The organism is Desulfovibrio sp. JY, from assembly GCA_021730285.1.
Taxonomy (GTDB): Bacteria; Desulfobacterota; Desulfovibrionia; order Desulfovibrionales; family Desulfovibrionaceae; genus Solidesulfovibrio.
Map to the genome: position 1 here is coordinate 1,354,152 of CP082962.1, position 22,264 is coordinate 1,376,415.

The window sequence follows — 22,264 nt, forward strand, 5'->3', positions numbered from 1 at the left end:
GTGGGCATAGCCGCCCCACGATCATGCTGCTCCCTGACGCCAATACCCCCTTTCCCGACGCGCCCGAGCCCCGGCCGGAGGCCGCCGGCGACGTCGCCGCCTACGTGGCCGCCCTGCTCGCTTCCGCGCGCCTGGGCCCGCAAGTCGTGTGCCACCGCGTCTTTCCGGCAGCCCAGGCCGCCTACGCCGACCCGGTGCGCCCCTTTTCCCGGCCCGTGGCCGCCATGCTGGCCGGGCGCGGCATCTCCCGTCTCTACAGCCACCAGGCCGCCGCCGTGGATCTGGCCCGGGCCGGACGCCACGTGGCCGTGGCCACCCCGACCGCCAGCGGCAAGACCATGACCTACCTGCTGCCGGTCCTGGAGGAGATCGCCAGAAATCCCGATTCCCGGGCCATCTTTCTTTATCCCCTCAAAGCCCTGGCCCAGGACCAGCTCAAGGCCATAAACGAACTGACGGCGGCCCTGCCGGCCTCGAGCCGCCCCACCGCCGCCATCTTCGACGGCGACACCACGCCGCATTTCCGGCGCAAGATCCGCGACAACCCGCCCCAGATCCTCATCACCAACCCCGAGATGCTCCACCTGTCGCTGCTCCCCGGCCACGAGGTCTGGAGCACCGTTTTCGCCGGACTCACCCACGTGGTGATCGACGAGATGCACACCTACCGGGGCGTCATGGGTTCGCACATGGCCCACGTGTTCCGCCGGCTCCTGCGCGTGTGCGCCCGGTTCGGCGCGCGACCGGCCTTCGTTTTCTCCTCGGCCACCATCGGCAATCCCGGCGAACTGGCGGCCAGCCTCACCGGACTGCCGGTGGAAACGATCACCGCCTCGGGCGCGCCCACCGGCCCGCGCCATTTCCTTTTCATCAACCCCGAGCAGTCCGCCTCCACCACGGCGGTCATGCTGCTGGCCGCGGCGCTCAAGCGCGGCCTGCGCACCATCGTCTACACCCAGTCGCGCCGCATGACCGAGCTCATCAGCCTGTGGATAGCCGAACGGGCCGGCCCATACGCCTCGCGGGTCTCGGCCTACCGCTCGGGATTTCTGCCCGAGGAGCGCCGGGCCATCGAGGCGTCCATGGCCTCGGGCGAACTTCTGGGCGTCGTCTCCACCTCGGCCCTGGAACTCGGCATCGACATCGGCGGCCTCGATCTGTGCGTGCTGTGCGGCTATCCCGGTTCGGTCATGTCGGCCTGGCAGCGCGGCGGCCGGGTCGGCCGGGCGCTTCGGGAATCGGCCGTGGCGCTCATTGCCGGCGAGGACGCCCTGGACCAGTATTTCATGCGCCACCCGGCGGATTTCTTCGAGCGCCCGCCGGAATCGGCCGTCATCAATCCCGACAATCCGGTCATCGCGGCCAAGCACCTGGAATGCGCCGCCGCAGAGCTGCCGCTCACCGTGGGCGAACCATTCATCGCCCCGCCGGTCATGGCCCGGGAAGTCAGCCAGCTGGAAGGGAAAGGACTGCTGCTACGCGACCGCGACGGCAAACGCCTCTTCGCCGCCAGGAAACGCCCCCACCGCGACGTCAACCTGCGAGGCTCGGGCGGCCAGTTCACCATCGAGACCACGAGCGGCGCGGTCATCGGCCAGATCGACGAACAACGCGCCTACCGGGAAACCCATCCCGGCGCGGTCTACATCCACCGGGGCGTCTCCTACCAGGTGGAATCGCTCGACATTGCCGAACGCCGTGTCAGGGTCGCGCCGGGCAAGGCCGACTACCATACCCGGGCCCGGGGCCAGAAGATGACGGAAATCCTGGAAGTCTCCGGCGAAAAGACGGTCAACGGCGTGCCGGTCTTCCTCGGCCGGCTCAAGGTCACGGAAACCATCACCGGCTACGAGCGCCGGGCCAATCGCGGCGGCCAACTTCTCTCCATCGTGCCGCTGGACCTGCCGCCCATGGTCTTCGAAACCGAAGGTCTGTGGTGGGTCATCCCCAAGGACGTCCAGGACGAACTCGACCGGCGGCTCTTTCACTTCATGGGCGCCATCCACGCCATGGAACACGCCATGATCGGCATTTTGCCGCTGCTCGTCCTCACCGACCGCAACGACCTCGGCGGCATCTCCATTCCCCTGCATCCGCAAGTCGGCCGCGCCTGCGTGTTCATCTACGACGGCGCGCCCGGCGGCGTGGGCCTCACCCGCATGGCCTTCGCCAAGGCCGAGGAAGCCCTTTCCCGCACGCTGGCCACGGTGGCAGGCTGCCCCTGCGAGACCGGCTGCCCCTCCTGCGTGCATTCCCCCAAATGCGGTTCCGGCAACCGGCCCATCGACAAGGTTGCCTGCCGTTTCCTCCTGGAGCTGCTCGTGTCCGGAAAAATGCCCGAGAAAGGCGATTGCCGTCCCGAGTGCAACGAACAACAACACAACAACAACCAGGAACCCGGCTCCGGTCCCGCCCTGATCAAACCGGCCCCGCCCGGGCGCTTCGGCGTCCTCGACGTGGAGACGCGCCGCTCCGCCGCCGAGGTCGGCGGCTGGGGCAATGCCTACAAAATGGGCATCTCCGTGGCCGTGCTCTACGACTCGTCCCTGGACGACTTCCTGGTCTACCGCCAGGAGGAACTCCCCGCCCTCTACGAAGCCCTGGCCAAACAAAACCTTGTGGTCGGCTTCAACATCAACCGCTTCGACTACAAGGTCCTCGCCGGCGCGTCGCCCTTCGACCACCACGCCCTGCCGACCCTGGACATCCTGGAAAAAGTCCACGCCCGCCTGGGCTACCGCCTGTCCCTGGACGGACTGGCCAAGGCCACCCTCGGCGCCCGGAAATCCGCCTCGGGCCTTGAAGCCCTGGAATGGTGGAAGGAAGGCCGCATGGACGAGATCATCACCTACTGCAAACAGGACGTGGCCGTGACCCGCGATCTCTATATCTTCGGCCGCGACAACGGGTACCTGCTCTTCTCCAACAAAGCCGGCAAAACCGTCCGCCTGCCCGTGGAATGGGCGTAGGCAGGGGCGCTGCCCCTGCACCCCGCTGGGGGAAACCTTTCTGGAGAAAGGTTTCCCCCAGACCCCCTTCCCAAGACTTTTAGCGGGGTGAAAAGACGAATTATATAATATGAATACCTGAAGGACGCCTTCTGCGGCAAAAAATTGTTCCCAAAGATGGCTCGGGAGCCCAGACGCGGCCGACGATGTTTCGTATCTGCTTGGCCGAGAGAATTGTTCCCAGATATGGCGCGGGTTCCCAGGGCCGGCGGCGGGATGTGGGGACGCGGAGGCGTATTCTTCAAATATGCGCCGCGCGCGGCCGCCACATCCCGCCGCCGGCCAACCAACCAACCTGCCTACCTACCGGCCGACCGACCGACATCATCCCAACTATCTAGAATATCATTCATTATTCTTTAATTCCTCCAAGAAACATGGGAAAAAACACCGAGAAGGGATACCCTTTTCAAAGGATTTCCCCTCCTGCGCTTTCTTCCTTATAGTCGGCAGAAACCAAACGCCGACGGATGCGTCACGTGCTGCTTATCGAAGAACTCTCCAAAACCTACGCCCAAAACGGCTCGCCGCCGGCCTGCGCCCTGGCCGGAGTGAACTTTGCCGTGCCGCGCGGGGCGTTCGTGTCGCTCCTGGGGCCGTCGGGTTGCGGCAAGTCAACCATCCTCCAGTGCGTGTGCGGGCTTATGCGCCCCACGTCCGGCCACGTGCGCCTCGACGGCCGCGACGTCACCAGCCCGCCCCCGGAAATGGCCCTCATCTTCCAAAACGCCGCCGCCTCGCTTTTCCCCTGGCAGACCGTGGCCGAAAACATCCGCTTCGTGCTGCGCCGCAAACCCGGTTCGAAAAAAGACAAGGAACAGGCCGCAAGGCAGGCCCTGGCCTCGGTCGGACTGGCCGCATTCGCCGACCGCTACCCCTGGCAACTCTCCGGCGGCATGCAGCAGCGCGCCGCCCTGGCCCGGGGACTGGCCTACGGCGCGGATATCCTGCTCCTCGACGAACCCTTCGCCTCCGTCGACGCCCAGACCCGCGAGGAACTCGAAGACCTGCTCGCCACCGTCGCCAGAGAACAAGCCAAAACCGTGCTCTTCGTCACCCACGACATCGACGAGGCCGTGTACCTGTCCGATACCGTCATCGTGCTCACACCGCCGCCGGCCAAAGTCGCCGCCACCATCACCGTCGAGCTGCCCACGCCCCGCGACCAGATCAGCACCCGCGAGGATCGCCGCTTCCTCGATGCCCGCCGGGCGATTCATTCCCTGTTGCGGCGAGAGGAAGAGGGTGGGAGGGGCGTTGCCCCTCCCACACCCTCCCCACCAGGGGAATAATTCCCCTGGACCCTTTACTAAATGGGTACTCCCCTTTTCACCGACATGCCGCATCCATCCGACATATCCAGCCCATGCCCCGTCAAAGGGGGCCCGGGGGGAATTATTCCCCCCGGTAGGGTGGTCCAGGAGGGGCGACGCCCCTCCTGGACGCCGGAGGCATCCATAGGCTACCTCCTCCTTGCGGCTCTCCTTATCCTCTGGGAGGCGACGGCGCGGGGGGGCGTGGTGCGGCCGGATTTGTTGCCGCCGGTTTCGGGGGTTGTTGTGGAGTTGTGGCGATTGGCGGTTTCCGGCGAGTTGTGGCGACAGGGCGGCGCGACGCTGTGGCGCACCTTGGCCGGGTTTGCCGTGGGCGGCGGCATTGGCGTGTTGTTGGGGTTTTGTTGTGGTGTGTTTCCGAGATTCGGCCGGGCGAGCCGGACCACGGTGGAATTTTTGCGGCCCATGCCGTCGGTGGCGCTCATTCCGATCGGCATCTTGTTTCTGGGGCTGGGGTTCGGACTGTGCGTGGGCATAGCCGGGTTTGCCTGTTGCTGGCCGGCCTATGTGGCCGCCTTGGCCGGGGCCTCGGCCGCCGGACCGGAACTTTTGGCCACGGCCAGGGTGTACGGGTTGTCGCGGCGCGAGACGATCTTGCTGGTGCGCGCCCCGGCCGCCCTGCCCCAGGTGCTGGCCGGGCTGCGGGTGGCTTTGGCCGTGGCCGTGGCTGTCACCGTGACCACGGAGATGGCGGCGGCGGGAAGCGGCCTGGGCTCGTTTATCCTGGAATCGTCCCTGGCCCGGCGTCCCGATGCCATGTACGCCGGCATCGTAGCCGTGGGGCTGCTCGGCTTCGGGCTCAACGCCGCCTTTGTGGGCGTGCGCGGACGCGTGTTGCGCTGGATGCCGCGCAGGGGGCGGTAGGCGATGCGGCGCTTCTCGGGACTGATCGTTTTCGTGGCCCTGGCCTGCCTGTGGGAGGCGGTCTCCCGGCTCGGCATCGTGTCGCGGCTTTATTTCCCGCCGGTTTCGACCATTGCGATCACCTTCTGGAAGCTGACCGTCTCGGGGCTGTTGCCGCTCCACGCCGGGCAGACGCTTACCCGCGCCCTGGCCGGGCTGGGCATCGCCGCCGCGGTCGCCGTGCCGCTCGGGCTCGGCATGGGGGTTTCGCGCCGTCTGGCCCGGCTGCTCTCGCCCACGGTGGAGCTTTTGCGCCCGGTGCCGCCGCCGGCCATCATTCCGGCGGCCATGCTGCTTTTCGGCATTGGCTCGGGCATGAAGGTGTTCGTGGTCTTTTTCGCCTGTTTCTTTCCGATCCTGGTCGGGGCCATGGACGGGGCCAGGGCGGTGCCGCCGCAGTTTCGCCTGACGGCCGCCGCCTATGGCCTGTCGCGCTACGACACCCTGGCCCGGGTGCTGCTGCCGGCGGCCGGGCCGAGCGTCGCGGCCGGATTTCGCACGGCCGTGCCCATGGCGCTGATCGTGGCCGTGCTGTCGGAGATGATCGGGGCAACCAGCGGCATCGGGCATTATATCCTGCGCATGCAGCGCACCTTTGCTATTCCGGAAATGTATGCCGGGGTCGCCATGCTCGGGATTCTCGGGCTCGGGCTCAACGCGGCCGTGGAACGCGTCACGGCGCGGCTTTTGCGCTGGCATGAAGGACGCGGGGACGCTATGGAAGGCTAATCGCGCTTTCGGCCGCAGCCACGACAACCCACAGGAGGCCCGTATGCCGCGCCCGCTGCTTCTCGCCCTGCTCTCGCTGTTCCTCGCCCTGCCCGCCCACGCCGCCGAACCCACGCCGCTTAGGGTCGGCTACATGCCGGTCGGCGACTGCCTGCAATTTTTCGTGGCCGAGGCCGAGGGGTATTTCAAGGCCGAAGGCCTCGACGTCACGGGCGCGTCCATGAAGGGCGGCGCGGTCATCGCCCCGGCCGTGGAAGGCGGCGAACTGGCCATCGGCTGGTCCAACACCGTGTCCATCATCCTGGCCCACGCCAAGGGCTTCGACTTCACCTTCCTGGCCCCCGGAGTGGAAGGCGTGGCCGGCACCAACGACGTCCACGCGCTGCTCGTGCCGGCGGATTCCAAGATCACCTCGGTCAAGGAGTTGGCCGGCAAGACCGTGGCCATCAACACTCTCGGCAACATCAACGAGGCGGCCATGCGCGCCCTGGCCGAAAAAGCCGGGATCGCCCCGGACTCCATCCGGCTGGTCGAAGTGCCCTTCCCGGACATGGCCACGGCCCTGGCCAAGGGTTCGGCCGACGCGGCGCTGACGCTGGAGCCTTTCGTCACGGACGCCGTGTCGCGCGGCGTGGCCAAGGTGCTCGATCCCTCGCCCCATGCCGCCTTCGGCAACCCCTATCTGATCGGAGCCTGGTTCGCCAAAAAATCCTGGATCAAGGCCCATCCCGAGACAGCGGCGGCTTTCGCCCGGGCCGTGACCAGGGCCTCGGCCTTCATCGCCGCCCACCCCGACAAGGCCCGTGAAATCCTGCGCGGCCGCACCAAACTCTCGCCCGAACTGGCCGCCAAGATCACCCTGCCGCGCTTCCCCGAAAAACTCGAACCGGCCGCCCTGCAAGGCGTCATCGACGTCTGCGCCCGCTTCGGCCTCATCCCCAAGCCCTTCGCCGCTGGCGAAGTGTTGGGGAGATAAAAGGAAAATGCGAGAGGGGGACCCTTTTTCGAAAGAGGTCCCCCGCTCGCATCGCCCGTCCCTTCCAGCTTTTGACATCCCTTCCCGACTCGTCTAATTTCACTCCTCTTTTTAACGACGCGCTCCCGCGCCCATCCCGGACCTGTTCCCCATGGAAAAGATACAGAAAATAAAAGGCTTTGCCGATCTCTTCCCGCCCGACTCCACGGTTTTCGCCTTTATCGAGGAAACCGCGCGGGCCGTTTTTGCCCGCTACGGCTACAAGGAACTGCGCGTGCCGGTCCTGGAGCGCACCGAACTTTTTGCCCGGGGCATCGGCGAGGAAACCGACGTCGTGCAAAAGGAGATGTATACCTTTCCGGATCGCAAGGGCCGCTCGCTCACGCTGCGCCCCGAGGCCACGGCCGGCGTCATGCGGGCCCTGGTCGAGGATGGCCGCGCCAATGACGGGCTGGTCAAGTATTTCGCCTACGGCCCCATGTTTCGCTACGAACGGCCGCAGAAGGGCCGCATGCGCCAGTTCCACCAGATCGACGTGGAGGCCGTCGGGTCCCCGGAGCCGCTCCTCGACGCCGAGGTCCTGCTCATGCTCGACCACTACCTGCGCGCCCTGGGCCTAACCGACCTCACCGTGGAGCTCAATTCGCTGGGTTGCCGCCAGTGCCGGCCCGTGTACCTCGACGCGCTGCGTGAGTTTCTCAAGGGCATGCACAAGGAGCAGCTCTGCGAGGATTGCATGCGCCGCAAGCTGACCAATCCCCTGCGCGTCCTTGACTGCAAGGTGCCCCAGTGCAAGGAATTCACCGCCGACGCGCCGAAGATCACCGACCACCTGTGCCCGGAATGCGCCGCGCATTTCGCCACGGTCACGGCCATGCTCGACGCCGCCGGGCTGCGCTACAAACTCAATCCCCGGCTGGTGCGCGGCCTCGACTATTACGTGCGCACCACCTTCGAGATCGTCTCCGGCGACATCGGCTCCCAGTCGTCCGTGGCCGGCGGCGGCCGTTATGACGGGCTGGTTTCCTCCATCGGCGGCCCGGACGTGCCGGGCGTGGGCTTTGCCTGCGGCATGGAGCGGCTGGCGCTTCTGATCGACCATGTCGGCGAACCGGCGCCGGATTTTTACCTGGCCGTGCTCGACGCCCCGGGGCTCGATCAGGGTCTGCTGCTGGCCCAGGAGCTGCGCCGGGCCGGATTTTCCGGCGAGGCGCCCTATGCCCCGCGCAGCGTCAAAAGCCAGATGCGCGCCGCGGACAAGTCCGGGGCGCGGTTCTGCCTGGTGCTCGGCACGGACGAGCTGGCCGCCGGCACCGTGGTGGTGAAGAACATGACCGCCGGCGGGCAGGAAACCATCAGCCAGGACATGCTCGTCGCCTACCTGCGCGCCCGCCTCGAAGAGGCCAGGGGCGAGTAGCCAGGGCCCGGACCTTTTTTCCCCGGAATGGGGACCTGTTTTCGCGATTTGACGGATGACCGATAAAAGTTTTTGAAAAGGGCTGTGGGGAAAAACTTTTCCGAAAAGTTTTTCCCCACAGCCTTGAAAAAAGGATGACTCCATGAGCGAGACGCTTGTCCTCGACAGGTTGGATGACTGGCGGCGCAGCCACGATTGCGGGGCGCTGCGGGCGTCCGACGTCGGCAGCGAAGTCTGCCTGATGGGCTGGGCCCAGTTCCGCCGCGACCACGGCGGCCTGATTTTCATCGACCTGCGCGACCGGGAAGGACTGACCCAGGTCGTTTTTTGCCCCGAGGGCAGCGCCGAGGCCCTGGAGCGCGCCCATGTGCTGCGCACCGAATTCGTGCTGGCCGTCAAGGGCCGGGTGCGCCCGCGCCCCGAGGGCATGGCCAATTCCGGCATGCCCACCGGCGAAATCGAGGTGGAGGTCACGGCGTTCAAGCTCTTAAATACCGCCGCCACCCCGCCCTTTCCCATCGAGGACCGCATCGACGCCTCGGAGCTGTTGCGCCTCAAGTACCGCTACCTGGACCTGCGCCGGCCCAAGCTGGCCGGCAACCTGATCCTGCGCCACCATGCCGTGCAAAGCATCCGCCGCTACCTGGACGGCCTGGGCTTCCTGGAGGTCGAGACGCCCGTCTTGACCAAGTCCACGCCCGAGGGCGCGCGCGACTTCCTGGTGCCGAGCCGGGTCAACAACGGCTCGTTTTACGCCCTGCCCCAGTCGCCCCAGCTGTTCAAGCAGCTGCTCATGATGTCCGGCTTCGACCGCTATTACCAGGTGGTCAAGTGCTTCCGCGACGAGGATTTGCGCGCCGACCGCCAGCCCGAGTTCACCCAGGTGGACATCGAGATGAGCTTTGTCGACGAGGAGCAGATCATGGGCATGGCCGAGAACATGGTGCGCACCATGTTCAAGGAGGCCATAAACGTCGCCCTGCCCGACGTGTTCCCGCGCATGACCTTTGCCGAGGCCATCCGCGACTACGGCCTGGACAAGCCCGACGTGCGCTTTGGCCTCAAGCTGGTGGACGTGACCCCCGTGGTGCGCGGCAGCCAGTTCCAGGTCTTTGCCAAGGCCGAACTGGTCAAGGGCATCCGCGTTGCCGGCGGCGCGGCGCTCTCCCGCAAGGAGATCGACGACCTGACCGAGTTCGTGAAAATTTACGGGGCCAAGGGCTTGGCCTGGATCAAGATCAAGGAAGGGGAATGGCAGTCGCCCTTTGCCAAGTTCCTCTCCGACGAGGAACGGGCCGGGTTGACCGAGGCCTTCGGCCTCGAAGTCGGGGACATCGTGTTCTTCCAGGCCGGCGCGGCGGAAATGGTCAATACGGCCCTCGGGTATCTGCGCCTGCAACTGGGCGAGCGCTTTTCGCTCATTCCGGAAGGCTCCTTCGCCCCGGTCTGGGTGACGGATTTCCCGCTTTTGGAATACGATCCCGAGGCCAAGCGCTTCGCCGCCAAGCACCATCCCTTTACCGCGCCCCAGCCCGGCCATCTGGAAAAGCTGGCCGACGCCCCGGCCGAGGCCCTTTCCCGGGCCTACGACCTGGTGCTCAACGGCAACGAGATCGGCGGCGGTTCCATCCGCATCCACGACCGGGCCACCCAGAAGGCCATGTTCGCGGCGCTCGGCATCGAGGACCAGGAGGCCGAGGACAAGTTCGGCTTTCTGCTCAAGGCCCTGGAGTTCGGCGCGCCGCCCCACGGCGGCATTGCCTTTGGCCTCGACCGCCTTATCATGATCCTTGCCGGCGCCAAATCCATCCGCGACGTCATCGCCTTCCCCAAGACCCAGAAGGCCCTGTGCCTGCTGACCGATGCGCCGGCCGAAGTGTCGGCGGGACAACTGCGCGAGCTTGGCATCAAGCTGCGGTCGCGGGACAAGGACAAGGATAAATCCTAAGACCATGCTTTTGGAGATACTCAAATACCCGCATCCGACCCTGGCGGAAAAGTCGGAGCCGGTCCCGGAGACGACGCCCGAGATACGCCAGCTGGCGGACGACATGGCCGAGACCATGTACGCCAACCAGGGCGTCGGGCTGGCCGCGCCCCAGGTCGGGCGCTCCCTCCGGCTGGTGGTCATCGACCTGTCCGGACCGGACAAGCGCGAAGAGCGCATCAATCTGGTCAACCCGGTCATCACCAAGGCCGAGGGCGAGCAGGAGGACGAGGAAGGCTGCCTGTCGGTGCGCGACTATCGCGCCAACGTCAAACGGGCGGCCACGGTGACCGTTTGCGCCACCGATCTCGACGGAAAGCCTTTTTGCCTTGAGGCCGACGGCCTTTTGGCCGTATGTCTCCAGCACGAGATCGATCATCTCGACGGCGTGCTTTTTATCGACCACCTAAGCCGCCTCAAGCGCGCCATGTATGACAAACGGGTGAAACGATGGGCCAAGCAGCATCACCAGCAGCAGACGGACCAGAACGACTCGTAGCCGTTTTCATGGGCACGCCGCAGTTCGCGGCCACGGTCTTGCGGCATGTGCTGGCAAGCGAGGACGTGCGCGTGGCCGCGGTCTACACCCAGCCCGACCGTCCCTGCGGCCGGGGGAAGAAGTGCCATGTCGGCCCGGTCAAGGAACTGGCCCTGGAAAGCGGACTGCCCATTCACCAGCCCGAGTCCTTCAAGGATCCGGCGGAAGTGGACGGGCTGGCCGCCTACAAGCCGGACCTGTTGATCGTCGCGGCCTACGGCATGATCCTGCCCCAGGCCGTGCTCGACATCCCCCGGGTCATGCCCATAAACGTCCATGCCTCGCTGTTGCCGGCCTGGCGCGGCGCGGCCCCCATCGAGCGGGCCATCGCCGCCGGTGATCGGCTCACGGGCGTGACCATCATGCGCATGGTGGCGGCCCTCGACGCCGGCCCCATGATCATGCAACGGGCGCTGGCCATCGGCGTGAACGATACCGCCGGGGAGCTTCGGGTCGAACTGGCCGACCTCGGCGGCCGGGTGCTCCTCCATTGCCTCAAGCGGCTGCGCGTCGGCGGGGTGCCCATGGTCGAGCAGAACCCGGACAAGGTCACCTATGCCAAGAAAATCGATAAGTCAGAGGCGTTTATCGACTGGTCGCGGCCGGCGTCCGAGGTCCACGATCTGATCCGGGCCATGACGCCGCATCCGGGCGCGTTTTTCTTCTGGCGTCCCGCCGCGGACAAACCGGCCCTGCGCATCATCGCCCACCCGGGCAAGGTGGGCTGTCCGCTGCCGCCCGGGGCCAGGCCCGGCGACATCCTGGGCGTCATGGACTGCCAGTTGGGCGTGGCCTGCGCCGACGCGGTCTACCTCATCCCCACGGTGGTCCCGGCCGGGAAGCGGCCCATGGATGCCCAGGCGTTTTCCTGCGGCTACCTTGGCAAGTGCGAAGACGATGCCATGGCCGTGTGCGGCCCGCCAGAAGCGTCCTGACGGGGCAACGGAGCGTTGGTGGAACGAAACGAACCGTCGAGAAAGCGGCTTTTCATCGGACTGCTTTGCGGCACGGGCCTGGCCGTGTGCCTGCTTTTGGCCGTGGTCTGGATCGTGCCCTACGTGGGGCTGGCCAATATCCATCCCCTGGCCCCGTGGGTGCTCGGCGTGGTGTTCGCCGCCGCCATCCTGGTCGTGCTGTGGGCCACGGTGGGGCTGGCCTTAAGCGTCGCGCTCGGCCGGTCGTTTCTCGGCTCGGACCATCTGCGCGGCGTCATGGCCAAGGTCTTTCTGCCGCTGATGACCATTTTCGCCCGGCTGCTCCACATTTCCAAAAGCCGGGTGCGCAGTTCCTTCATCAAGGTCAACAACGAACTGGTGGCCGCCGAGCACAAGCGCTACGACGCTTCGGAAATCCTCGTGCTGCTGCCCCACTGCCTCCAGTCCAGCCGCTGCCTGCGCCGGCTGACCTACGACATCAACAACTGCAAGCGTTGCGGCCAGTGCCCCGTGGACGGGCTGCTCACCTTGTCCGAGGCCTACGGCGTGCATATCGCCATCGCCACCGGCGGCACCATCGCCCGGCGCATCGTGGTCCAGAAACGGCCGCGCCTGATCCTGGCCGTGGCCTGCGAGCGCGATCTTTCCAGCGGCATCCAGGACACCTATCCCATCCCGGTCTACGGCGTGCTCAACGAGCGCCCCAACGGCCCCTGTCTGGATACCCAGGTGCCCCTGCCGCATCTGGAAACGGCCTTGCGCTTTTTTCTCGTCAACGGCGAGGCGAAAAATCCCGTCTTCGACCGTTTCACCGGACGTGCGCCCCTTGGCGCGCCCATATCCGCCATCGGCGGCTCGCATTGAGCCGGGTCGCCACCACCGCCCCGCCACCGGCCCGCAAGCTGGCCCTGGCCGTTTTGGCCAGGGTGCTGCCCCAGGCAACCCGGCGCAAGGGGCCCGGCGTGGGCCAGGACGTCCAGGCCGCCCTGGATGTCGCCCTGCTCAACGCCCACGGGCTCGATCCCCGGGACCGGGGCCTGGCCACCGAACTCGTCTACGGCTATCTGCGCCTGCGCGGCCGGCTGGCGTTCATCTGCTCGCGGTTCCTCAAGCAGCCCGACGCCGTGCCCGCCCCCGTGCGCCGCATTCTCGAACTGGCCGCCTACGAAATCCTTTTCTGCTCCAAGGTCCCGGCCTACGCCTCGGTGGACTGGGCGGTCTCGGCCGTGCGGGTCCAGGCGGGCAAGGGGCTCTCCGGCATGGCCAACGCGGTGCTGCGGCGCATCGCCGCCGATCCCGCCGTCTTTGACGACGCGGATTTCTACTGCCGGGACCGCTGTCCGGAAGCGCAATACCTAAGCCGCTTCTATTCCTGCCCGGAATGGATCGTGGACATGTGGCTGCGCGACTTCGGTCCGGAGGACACACGGGCCTATCTGACCGCCCAGCTTACGTCCGCGCCGCTTGGGCTTCGGGTCAACCGGTCGCGCGACGGGGCGCGGGAACTCTTCGACGCCCTGGCCGCCGCGCCCGGGGTGCTGGCCGCCGATTTCCCCACCCTGGCCTTTCCGGCCGGGACCGATCTGCCCGAGGCGGCGGGAATCGATTTGCCGGCCGCCCTGGCCGCAGGCTTGCTGTCGCGGCAATCGGCCGCGGCCCAGCGCGTCCTCTACGATTTGCGCCTTGACGACTGGCCCGAGCCGATCTTCGACGCCTGTGCCGGCCGGGGCGGCAAGACGCTGCTTTTGGCCGAGGCGGGCAAGAACGTCATTGCCGGGGACATGCACGCCGGCCGGTTGTCCGGCCTCGGCCGGGAAGCGGCGCGGCTGGGCCTTGCGCCGGTGGGCGTGCTGCGGGGCTCGGCCACGCGGCTGCCCCTTGCGCCGGGCCGCATCGGCACCATCCTGCTCGACGCGCCGTGTTCGGGACTGGGGGTGCTGGCCAGACGCCCGGACTCCAAATGGCGTCGCCGGCCCGAGGACGTGGCCGGGCTCACGCGGCTGCAACGGGCCATGCTGGAAGCGGCCTACGCCGCCCTGGCCCCGGGCGGACGCATCGTCTACGTCACCTGCACCGCCCACCCGGCCGAAAACGAAGGCAATATCGACCGCCTCGGCGCACGCCACCGCGACCTGACCCTCGAAACAGAAATCCCCGCCACCCCCTCGCCCACCCTCGGCGAGACCTTTTACGGAGTCGTGTTGAGGAAAGGGTGAGGAAGATCGGTGCGGAGATAAGAAAGTGCGAGAGGGGGACCCTTTTTGAAAAAAGGGTCCCCCTCTCGCGCTCTCCCCTCCCCAAAACTTCTAACGGTTACAAACGCCCTACCGATAACACTTTGTAACCGTTAAAAGTCTTTAGGAAGGGGGTCCGGGGGGAACCCTTTCTACAGAAAGGGTTCCCCCCGGTTCTTCTCCCCCACCTCTACCCCATGCACGTCTTCGCCTTGAACGCCGGGAGCGGGGTCATGGCGGGGGTGTTGGCGAGGCTGATCTCGCAGGCGCAAAACGCGCCGACAGGCAAGGGCAGAAGCGGGGTGTTGAGCTGTCGCCAGGGCGCTTTCCCGCGCCAGGTGCACTTCGGGCCGGGCAGGACCGAGGCCGTGCGCAGGCAGCGTCGGCCAAGGCTCGCCCGAATGAGCCGCCCCATGGCGCAGGGCGAAAGCCAGCGGGCTTCGTGCAGCGGCCCCCGGTGATGCCCGCCGAAAAACCGCATGGACAGGCCGTACAGGGAACACCTATTGAGGTAGCCGACCAGGATGGCCTTTTTGGCCACCCGGCCGGCCTCGGCCAGGACCGCGCCCGGATCGGGGCAGAATTCCAGCACGGTGAGCAGCACGCAGAAATCGAACTCCTTGTCGTCAAAAGGCAGGTGCCCGGCGTCGCCGAGATGCAGGTCCGCCTTGGCGCCCAGGCGCCTCCGGGCCGCTTCCAGCATGGCCGGGGCCGCGTCGAGGCCGGTCACGTCGAAGCCGGCGCTGTGCAGGACGTCGAGAAAAATACCCGTGCCGCAGCCCACCTCGAGCAGGCGCTGGCCGCGACGGGGCCAGCCGGCCGTCATACGCTCGAGCAGCCGCATTTCCCGCTTGAGGGCAAACTCCCCCGTCGGGGTGGTGAACCAGGCATCGTAACGCCTAGCGGTCTCGTTGTCCCACATGGCCACATTGGCGACGCCAAGCCCCGTCCCGGACCTCGCTTCCGGCGCGCCTGCCTCCTCGAAACGTCCGACCAGCTCCGCCGATCCGGGAAAAAACACGGCTGCGTCACCGCGTGTTGCCGGAAACCGCCGTTACCAACTCTTACCAGAACCACCCGGGCTTGGCAAAAAGCCTAGTGCGCCGGGTCACGAATGTCACGTCTATTAAAATAACATGATTTCAGTGTGTTACCTTTTAAAACAAGGGCCTTTTTCGTGAACGGGGCCCGGAAAAGGCAGCCTACTGCCGGATCATCTTGTGCAGCTTGGTGCGGCCGCCGTAGTTGTGCCAGACGCTGCCGTCCTTGACGAGATAGGTGCTCGGCTCGGTGTCGCTGACCAGACGGTCGCCGTTGATCGTAAACGGCATCCAGCCCTTGTGTTCCTCCAGGGTCTTGCCGTCGCGCCAATCGTAATAAACGGCGTACTTGTCGCCCTTTTTCACGAGGCAGTACTGGTAGCTGTTGGGGCGTCTGTATTCCGACGGGCGCGAGCGCAGGTAGCAGCCCATGAGCAGGGGATCGGGCGCCTTGAGCACCTTGGCATAGACGGTCGGTTCGCCGGCGAGCTCCATTTTGGAGGCCGCGCCGCCGCATCCGGCGAGCAACAGGACCATGGCCGCGACCAGAACGACACGCTGCATAAAAAGGCTCCTCGGGCAAAAAAGGTTGGCGGGGCGTCGGCCAGGCTGCGACCGCGCCCCGGGGTTGTGGCCACTTTGCCGGAAAACGGCGTCAACGCCTAGGTCCGGGACCGGGACGCGGGCCGGGACCCGGACGCCCGATCGGCCCAGGGATGCCCACAGGCCCGGGACCGCGCCAAGGGCCGACGGCCGGGCCGGGACCGCGCCAGGGACCGGGAGCCGGCCAGGGGAAGCCGATCACGACGCCGGGGCCGGGATAGACCCCGGGGTAACCCGGATAACCCGGATAGTACGGATAATACGGATAGCCGGGGTAATACGGGTAGCCAGGGTAGCCGGGATAGACCGTCACCGGCCAGCCCGGACCAGGCCAGGGGCCCGGACCTGGGCCCGGCCCCGGACGCACTGCCGGACCAGGCCAGGGGCCGGGCCGCACGGCAATCCCCGGCCCGACAATGGGACCGGGACGAAGGCCGGGGCCGGGGCCGGGACGAAAGCCGGGGCCGGGAACGCCGATCGGTCCGGGCCGTATCGCCGGTCCGGGCCCTCCGGGCCTGGGCTGGGCCTCCGCCATGTTCGCCGCCATCGGCAAGGACAGGACCAGGGCCAAAATCGACCAAGCGATATGCCGTTTCATGGTCGCCTCCTTGTCAGGACACACACTCTCACACGATACCCATTCGGGCGACGATGACAAGAGGAGCGATCGCCTTTATCGTAGCGGCAAAAGGAGCGGCGATGGCGGAAAAAACGGGCGCGGAGCACGGCCGGGGCGGCGCGGTGCTGCTGGCCGAGGGAGACGCGGCGGCGCGGGACGTGCTGGCGAGCCTGCTCGCCTCCCGCTTCGAGGCCGTGCATACGGCGGAAAACCTTGAACAAGCCCTGGACGTGCACGCCGGCAACCCCCTGGACATGGCCCTTGTTGCCGCACGGCTGCCCGGAGGGGCGTCTTCCCTGGCCATGGCCCTGCGCCGGGACGATGCGAGGCTGCCTTTTTTCCTCACCGGCGCGCCCGAGGACATCCTGGCCGTTTTGACCACCGTATCCCTGCCGGGAGTGCGTCTGGCGATTCGGCCCTTCGATCCCCTGTCCCTGGGCGCGGCCCTCGACGAAGTCCTGGAGGAGCTCGCCGCCAAACGCCTGGCCGAGGAAGCCTGGGACCTGACCCGCCACCTGCTCGACGACGCGCCCCAGCCCATGGCCATACTCGGCGCGGCCAAGCTCGTCTTTTGCAACCGGGCCCTGCTGCGCTTCATGGGGTTGCAGTCCTTTCACGAATTTTCCGCCCGGGGCCTTTCCCTGGAGCGTTTCCTGGCCGACGCCCCGCCGGAAGGGGGCCTTGCCGCCTGGATGCGCCGGCTGGAGGAGGACCCCCTCGACCGGGAACACCGGCTGCGCCTTGCCCATCCCGACCGGCCCGGTCAGCCGGCCCATGTCTTCCAGGCCGCCGTGACGCCGCTGCCGGGCCATGATCGCCGGCTTTTGACGCTGACCGACGTGACGGAATTGGAATTGGAGCGGCGGGAGCTCCTGGACCTGGCCAACCTCGATCCCCTGACCAGGGCGATCAACCGCCGCAAACTGGCCGAGGTGCTCGCCGACGAAACGGCCCGGGCCGACCGCTACGGCGCGCCCCTGTCCCTGGTGCTGCTGGACATCGACCACTTCAAGGCCATAAACGACACCCATGGCCACGAAGCGGGCGACACGGTGCTCGTGGAACTGGCCGGCCGGTTGCGGGCCACGTTGCGCCAGGTGGACCGGCTGGCGCGCTTCGGCGGCGAGGAGTTCGTTGTCGTGGCCCCGGGAGTGGGGCTCGACGCGACGGCGGAGCTGGCCGAACGGCTGCGCCAGGCCGTCGCGGACAAGGATTTCGCCACCGCCGGCCGGGTCACGGCCAGTTTCGGCGTGGCCGAACGCGCCCCCGGCGAGGACCCCGAACGCGCCCTGGGCCGGGCCGACAAGGCGCTGTACCGGGCCAAAAACTCCGGACGCAACAGGGTGGAGCGCGACGCGACGCCCCAAACACAGAAGTAACGGGTACCATGGACGCCACGGACAAACGCATTCTCGACATCATCCAGACCGGCTTCCCCATCGCCTCCCGGCCCTATGCCGCCATCGGCGAGGCGGTCGGGCTGACCGAAGCCGAAACCCTGGCCCGGGTGCGGGCGCTTAAGGGCAAAGGCATCATCCGCCGCATCGGGGCCAACTTCCAGTCGGCCAAGATCGGCTTTTGCTCGACACTCTGCGCCGCATCGGCCCCGCCGGAAAAGCTCGACGCCTTCATCAAAGCCGTCAACGCCCATCCCGGCGTCACCCACAACTACCTGCGCCAGCACGCCCTCAACGTCTGGTTCACCATGATCGGCCCCTCGCGAGAGGACATCGCCGAAGCCCTGGCCGCCATCACCGCCGAAACGGGCATCTCCATCCTCAACCTGCCGGCCGACCGGCTCTTCAAAATCCGGGTGGATTTCGCCATGAGCGACGAAGCCAGGCCCAAAACCCCGGCCTGACCTGGACACGGCGGCAGAAGGACTTAAAGGATAATGGCCCGTTAGATTTCCCCTTGGAGGTTGCCATGCCCGATGCCATCCACGCCGTGTGTCCCAAGTGCCTCGCCGTCAACCGCGTCCTGACCGGCCGTTTGGACAGCGGGCCCGTGTGCGGCAAATGCCGCGCCCCCATCCTCGAACCACACCCCGTCACCCTGACCGGCGGCAATTTCGATACGTTCCTTTCCAAAAGCGACCTGCCCGTGCTGGTCGACTTCTGGGCGCCCTGGTGCGGCCCCTGCCGGGCCATGGCCCCGGCCTTCGACCAGGCGGCGGCCATGCTCCATCCCCGGGTGATCCTGGCCAAATGCGACACCCAGGAGGAACTGGCCATCGCCGACCGCCTGCACATCCAGGGCGTGCCCACCATGGCCCTGTTCATCGGCGGCCAGGAAAAAGCCCGTACCTCGGGCGCACGCAGCGCGGCCGACATCGTGGCCTGGGTACGGCAGAATTTGTAAAGAGGATTAAGAAGTAGCCGGGGGGAACCCTTTCTGGAGAAAGGGTTCCCCCCGGACCCCCTTCCCAAATACCATGTTGGCCTCGACCCTCAAACTGGCTGATAGTGCCAGTAAATGTGCTCGTAGACACAAACGAGGCGAGGAGACCAACATGGCAGGACAAGCGTTATCCCAACTTCAAGCGTTTGTGGAGGCTTCACAAGGTCGATCTTTTTTTGTCGGATTGGATGTCCATAAAAATAGTTATTTTGTTGCGTTACGTCGGTTTGATGGAGTCGTCCACACCTTGGTGATGTCGGCGAGCCCGCAGGCTCTGATCGACAAATTGGCCGCGGTGGGCGTCACCGTGGCCATGGCGGCCAGTGAATCCGGGCCGACCGGATTCACCCTGTCCAGAGCGCTCACAAAGGCAGGGATTCCCAATCTCGTGGCGGCTCCCAGTCGGATTCCCCGCCCCGTGGTCTGGGGCGCAAAAACAGACCGGCTCGATTGCGTCAAACTGGCCGATTACGCCGCCAAGGGGATGCTGCGTCCCATCGCCGTGCCGACCGAGGAGCAAGAAGCCCAGAGGAGCCTGGAGCGCCGACGACACGATCTGGCCGACGACCTGCGTCGTGTGAAACTGCGCATCCATTCCCATCTGCTTTTTTTGGGCCTTACCGAACCACCCAATCTGAAATACTGGAGCAAGGTCGCTGTAGCATCCCTGCTTAAACTGCCCATGCATCAGGCTGCCCGGTATACGCTGGAAAGTTTTGTGCGGGAGATGCATGCCATCACCAGCGAATTGTCCCTCGTTGAACAGCAACTTGAGACAATTTGCCGCCAGGGAGAGCATGACAAAGTCATCAAGTGCCTGCGCACCGTGCCCGGTGTGGGGCCGCTCATCGCCGCGACCTTCCGTCTGGAGTTGTTTCAGCCGGAACGTTTCAGCCGGGCCGAAGAGGTGACAAGCTATCTGGGACTTGCCCCCATGGTGCGCCAGAGCGGCGAGAGCAAGGGCCGGGCCAGGTTACGGCCCGTGGGGCAGACCAAACTGCGAAGTCTTTTAGTGGAGGCGGCCTGGAAATGGCGCGCACACGATCCGAAGGCTCAGGCCTGGTATCACAAGTTGCTGGGGAAAAGCGGCCTGGCCCAAAAGGCCATCACAGCCTTAGCTCGAAAACTGGCCATCATTTTGTGGCGGCTGAGCCTGGAGAAACGAGCGTACCGATTTGAGGCGGTTATGGCGTGAAACGGCGGCGGGCGAGGATCACGCCGGCTCTGGGAAGCCCCGTGCTCCTCGCCCGCCAAGAGGGTATTGCAGCGCCAACAAGGACCTGTGGCAACGAGTAGGGAAGACTGAAAGCCTAACAGCCAACAATTTTTCGGATTGGTCGCGGAAAAGTCTGGCCGCATGGCGGCGTTTCTCAAATGGCGAAAATCCGAAAACTACCGAATCGGTACTTGGCGCTTCGGGCGCGAATAGGAAACGGGCGGTTAGACTGCGTCAGCCGGCTTGACTTTGGGCCACATAGGAAAGACTTTTAATGATTACAACATATTGTCGTCATACCAGCTGTAACCGTTAGAAGTTTTTGGGAGGGGAGAGCGCGAGAGGGGAACCCTTTTTTCAAAAAGGGTTCCCCTCTCGCACCTTCTTCCCTTCAAAAAAGGAGCATGCCGCGATGACACATTTGGAAATCGACAGGGAGCGGTGCGCACGGGATGGGCTATGCGCCCTGGAGTGTCCGCTGTCGCTCATTGACATCGACGAGGCGGGCTATCCCGTGGCCACGGCGCACCTGGAAGCGTCCTGCATCGGCTGCGGGCATTGCGCGGCCGTGTGCGCCAAGGGCTGTCTGCGCATCGACGGGATCAGCCCGGACGACCTGCCCGCCGCGCCCAGGACGCCGGACGTGTTGCCGGAAGCGCTTTGCGCCTGGATGACCGGGCGGCGCTCGGTGCGCAACTTCAGCGATCGGCGCGTGCCGCGCGGACTGATCGAAACGTGTCTGGAAACGGCGCGCTACGCGCCTTCGGCCCTCAATTTCCAGCCGGTCGAGTGGCTCGTCATGACTGATCCGGCCGCCATCCGCACCCTGGCCGGGCTGTGCGCCGACTTTTTCCGCGCCGCGGGAAGCAGTCCGCGCTTCATCGAACCCTTCGACGCCGGCCGGGAAACCATCCTGCGGGACGCCCCCTGCCTGGTGGTGGTCCACGCCGACGCGGCCGCGCCCATTCCGCCGGCCACGGACTGCGTCATCGCCCTGACCCATTTCGAGTTGGCCGCCCATGCCCTGGGACTCGGCACCTGCTGGGCCGGACTCGTACGCCGGGCCGTGGCCTCCCACGCGCCGGCCCGGGAGTTCCTCGACCTGCCGCAGGGCCACGAGATGTACGGCGGCCTCATGGTCGGCTTTCCGCGCTTTGCGATCAAACGCCTACCGCCGCGAAAGCCCCTGTCCATCATCTGGCGCTAGGGCGCGGGGATGCTCCCCGAAAAAGCCGCCGCGTCCAGGGTGATGGTCCGCGTCCATTCGGGCGTGCCGGGATCGGCCAGGCGCAGATACAGCCTGCCCGGACCGGACGGCGGCATGGCCACGGCAAAGGTGGCCACGGTGCGCGCGCTCCTTGGCCCCCCGCCCGTGCGCCAGATGCCGTTCTCCGGCCCGTCGGCCGTGTCGCGGGACAGGGCGAGCAGGGCGGCGAGGTTCGCCGGACGGGGCAGATCGCCCAGAAGCCCGGCGATGCGCGCCGCCCGGGCCCGGCTCGACGCGCCGATGCGGACATTGGCGTCGGCAAGGGTCGGCTCCAGGTAGTGGTTGGTCTGCCACAGCACACCATCGGCGCTGCGCGAAACGGCGTAACGCCCGCCCGGAGCCACTTCCACCCGGGCCACCTCATGCCGGTCGGACAAAAGAAACATGCACGGCCTGCCACGGGCGAAAAGATCGGCCCGGGCCACGGCCGCCGCGACGCTGTCGCACCGCGTCAGCAGCCGGCGCAACAGGCCGCCCATGCCGGGCCCGCCCCGACGGGCCTCGGCGGGGACGCTGCCCGCCGTGGCCGAAACCACGGTGAGACCAGCCTCGTTGACCCCGGCCTTGATCCCGGAAGCGCCGCCGCCCTCGGCAAAAAGCCCCAGATAGCGATACCCGTCCCCGGGCGTGACCAGCACGAGCCGCTGGGCCTGCACCGGATGCCAGTCGCGGTTTTTGACCAACAGCGTGCCGCCGCCGGCCACGCCGGACCCGGCCAGCCCGAACAAGGTACAGGCCCGCGCCGCCCCGGCCCCGAGAAGGACCAGCAGCAGGACGGACAGGGCGCACGCCGACCGGGCTATTGCAGCTTTTGTCCGTCCTGGCAGCACGAGCTTGTCCCCTTCGTTCCCGAAGCGCCGTCACAGCCCGAACAGCCGCAGCCGCAGCCGCCGCCCTTCTTGAAGAAAAACCGCCGGATCACATAGCCGGCCGCCACGGCGATGATCAAAAAAACAATCAGCTTGTCCATGAAGCCCTCTCTTTGAAAATGAAAATCAACCTCGAAGTAGAGAATAAGCGCTTTCCAAATTCGCGCAACATGTTTTATCGGTTTAAAA

Annotated in this window: 20 protein-coding genes; 16 read left to right on the forward strand and 4 right to left on the reverse strand. The window is 66.3% G+C overall.

The window, feature by feature from the left end:
* Positions 1–23 precede the first annotated feature (23 nt).
* The 11 genes from K9F62_06020 (at position 24) to K9F62_06070 (ending at position 14,043) form a co-directional block, all read left to right on the forward strand.
* Positions 24–2,969: a DEAD/DEAH box helicase gene (locus K9F62_06020; GenBank protein ID UJX43141.1), complete on the forward strand. Its 2,946-nt coding sequence runs from the start codon at positions 24–26 to the stop codon at positions 2,967–2,969.
* A 518-nt stretch (positions 2,970–3,487) separates the two neighbouring features.
* A complete protein-coding gene (locus K9F62_06025; protein ID UJX42236.1) occupies positions 3,488–4,300 on the forward strand; it encodes an ABC transporter ATP-binding protein in 813 nt (270 codons plus the stop codon).
* A 165-nt stretch (positions 4,301–4,465) separates the two neighbouring features.
* On the forward strand, positions 4,466–5,206 hold the full coding sequence (locus K9F62_06030) for an ABC transporter permease subunit (GenBank protein ID UJX43142.1): 741 nt from the start codon (positions 4,466–4,468) through the stop codon (positions 5,204–5,206).
* Between the two features lie 3 nt (positions 5,207–5,209).
* On the forward strand, positions 5,210–5,974 hold the full coding sequence (locus K9F62_06035; GenBank protein ID UJX42237.1) for an ABC transporter permease: 765 nt from the start codon (positions 5,210–5,212) through the stop codon (positions 5,972–5,974).
* A 43-nt stretch (positions 5,975–6,017) separates the two neighbouring features.
* Complete coding sequence (locus K9F62_06040) at positions 6,018–6,950, forward strand: ABC transporter substrate-binding protein (GenBank protein ID UJX42238.1); 933 nt, start codon at positions 6,018–6,020, stop codon at positions 6,948–6,950.
* Between the two features lie 151 nt (positions 6,951–7,101).
* Positions 7,102–8,367: a histidine--tRNA ligase gene (gene hisS, locus K9F62_06045; protein ID UJX42239.1), complete on the forward strand. Its 1,266-nt coding sequence runs from the start codon at positions 7,102–7,104 to the stop codon at positions 8,365–8,367.
* A gap of 142 nt (positions 8,368–8,509) precedes the next feature.
* Positions 8,510–10,315 carry an aspartate--tRNA ligase gene (gene aspS / locus K9F62_06050; GenBank protein UJX42240.1) on the forward strand — a complete coding sequence of 602 codons (1,806 nt, stop codon included), beginning with the start codon at positions 8,510–8,512 and terminating at the stop codon, positions 10,313–10,315.
* Between the two features lie 4 nt (positions 10,316–10,319).
* Positions 10,320–10,853, forward strand: a complete 534-nt coding sequence (def, locus tag K9F62_06055) for a peptide deformylase (protein UJX42241.1) — start codon at positions 10,320–10,322, stop codon at positions 10,851–10,853.
* An 8-nt stretch (positions 10,854–10,861) separates the two neighbouring features.
* On the forward strand, positions 10,862–11,827 hold the full coding sequence (gene fmt, locus K9F62_06060; GenBank protein ID UJX42242.1) for a methionyl-tRNA formyltransferase: 966 nt from the start codon (positions 10,862–10,864) through the stop codon (positions 11,825–11,827).
* Positions 11,828–11,845: 18 nt separating this feature from the next.
* Positions 11,846–12,691 carry a DUF116 domain-containing protein gene (locus K9F62_06065; protein UJX42243.1) on the forward strand — a complete coding sequence of 282 codons (846 nt, stop codon included), beginning with the start codon at positions 11,846–11,848 and terminating at the stop codon, positions 12,689–12,691.
* The gene (locus K9F62_06070) at positions 12,688–14,043 is read left to right on the forward strand and encodes an RNA methyltransferase RsmF (protein UJX42244.1); all 1,356 of its coding nucleotides are present in this window, start codon (positions 12,688–12,690) and stop codon (positions 14,041–14,043) included. Before K9F62_06065 ends, K9F62_06070 begins: the two co-directional genes overlap by 4 nt.
* A gap of 208 nt (positions 14,044–14,251) precedes the next feature.
* Here K9F62_06070 and K9F62_06075 read toward each other — a convergent pair whose 3' ends face one another.
* The gene (locus K9F62_06075; GenBank protein UJX43143.1) at positions 14,252–14,983 is read right to left on the reverse strand and encodes a methyltransferase domain-containing protein; all 732 of its coding nucleotides are present in this window, start codon (positions 14,981–14,983) and stop codon (positions 14,252–14,254) included.
* A gap of 280 nt (positions 14,984–15,263) precedes the next feature.
* Positions 15,264–15,665: a hypothetical protein gene (locus tag K9F62_06080; protein ID UJX42245.1), complete on the reverse strand. Its 402-nt coding sequence runs from the start codon at positions 15,663–15,665 to the stop codon at positions 15,264–15,266.
* Positions 15,666–16,403: 738 nt separating this feature from the next.
* Here K9F62_06080 and K9F62_06085 point away from each other — a divergent pair.
* The 5 genes from K9F62_06085 to K9F62_06105 all read left to right on the forward strand — a co-directional run bounded on the left by K9F62_06085 (position 16,404) and on the right by K9F62_06105 (position 21,146).
* The gene (locus K9F62_06085; protein UJX42246.1) at positions 16,404–17,702 is read left to right on the forward strand and encodes a GGDEF domain-containing response regulator; all 1,299 of its coding nucleotides are present in this window, start codon (positions 16,404–16,406) and stop codon (positions 17,700–17,702) included.
* An 8-nt stretch (positions 17,703–17,710) separates the two neighbouring features.
* Positions 17,711–18,184 carry an AsnC family transcriptional regulator gene (locus tag K9F62_06090; protein ID UJX42247.1) on the forward strand — a complete coding sequence of 158 codons (474 nt, stop codon included), beginning with the start codon at positions 17,711–17,713 and terminating at the stop codon, positions 18,182–18,184.
* A gap of 65 nt (positions 18,185–18,249) precedes the next feature.
* The gene (locus K9F62_06095) at positions 18,250–18,684 is read left to right on the forward strand and encodes a thioredoxin fold domain-containing protein (protein UJX42248.1); all 435 of its coding nucleotides are present in this window, start codon (positions 18,250–18,252) and stop codon (positions 18,682–18,684) included.
* Positions 18,685–18,835: 151 nt separating this feature from the next.
* Positions 18,836–19,918 carry an IS110 family transposase gene (locus K9F62_06100; GenBank protein ID UJX42249.1) on the forward strand — a complete coding sequence of 361 codons (1,083 nt, stop codon included), beginning with the start codon at positions 18,836–18,838 and terminating at the stop codon, positions 19,916–19,918.
* Between the two features lie 433 nt (positions 19,919–20,351).
* Complete coding sequence (locus tag K9F62_06105) at positions 20,352–21,146, forward strand: nitroreductase family protein (GenBank protein UJX42250.1); 795 nt, start codon at positions 20,352–20,354, stop codon at positions 21,144–21,146.
* On the opposite strand, the gene K9F62_06110 is transcribed toward K9F62_06105, so the two are convergent.
* The gene (locus K9F62_06110; GenBank protein UJX42251.1) at positions 21,143–22,036 is read right to left on the reverse strand and encodes a C45 family peptidase; all 894 of its coding nucleotides are present in this window, start codon (positions 22,034–22,036) and stop codon (positions 21,143–21,145) included. The genes K9F62_06105 and K9F62_06110 overlap by 4 nt on opposite strands.
* Positions 22,006–22,176 carry a FeoB-associated Cys-rich membrane protein gene (locus K9F62_06115; GenBank protein UJX42252.1) on the reverse strand — a complete coding sequence of 57 codons (171 nt, stop codon included), beginning with the start codon at positions 22,174–22,176 and terminating at the stop codon, positions 22,006–22,008. Before K9F62_06115 ends, K9F62_06110 begins: the two co-directional genes overlap by 31 nt.
* Positions 22,177–22,264 lie beyond the last annotated feature (88 nt).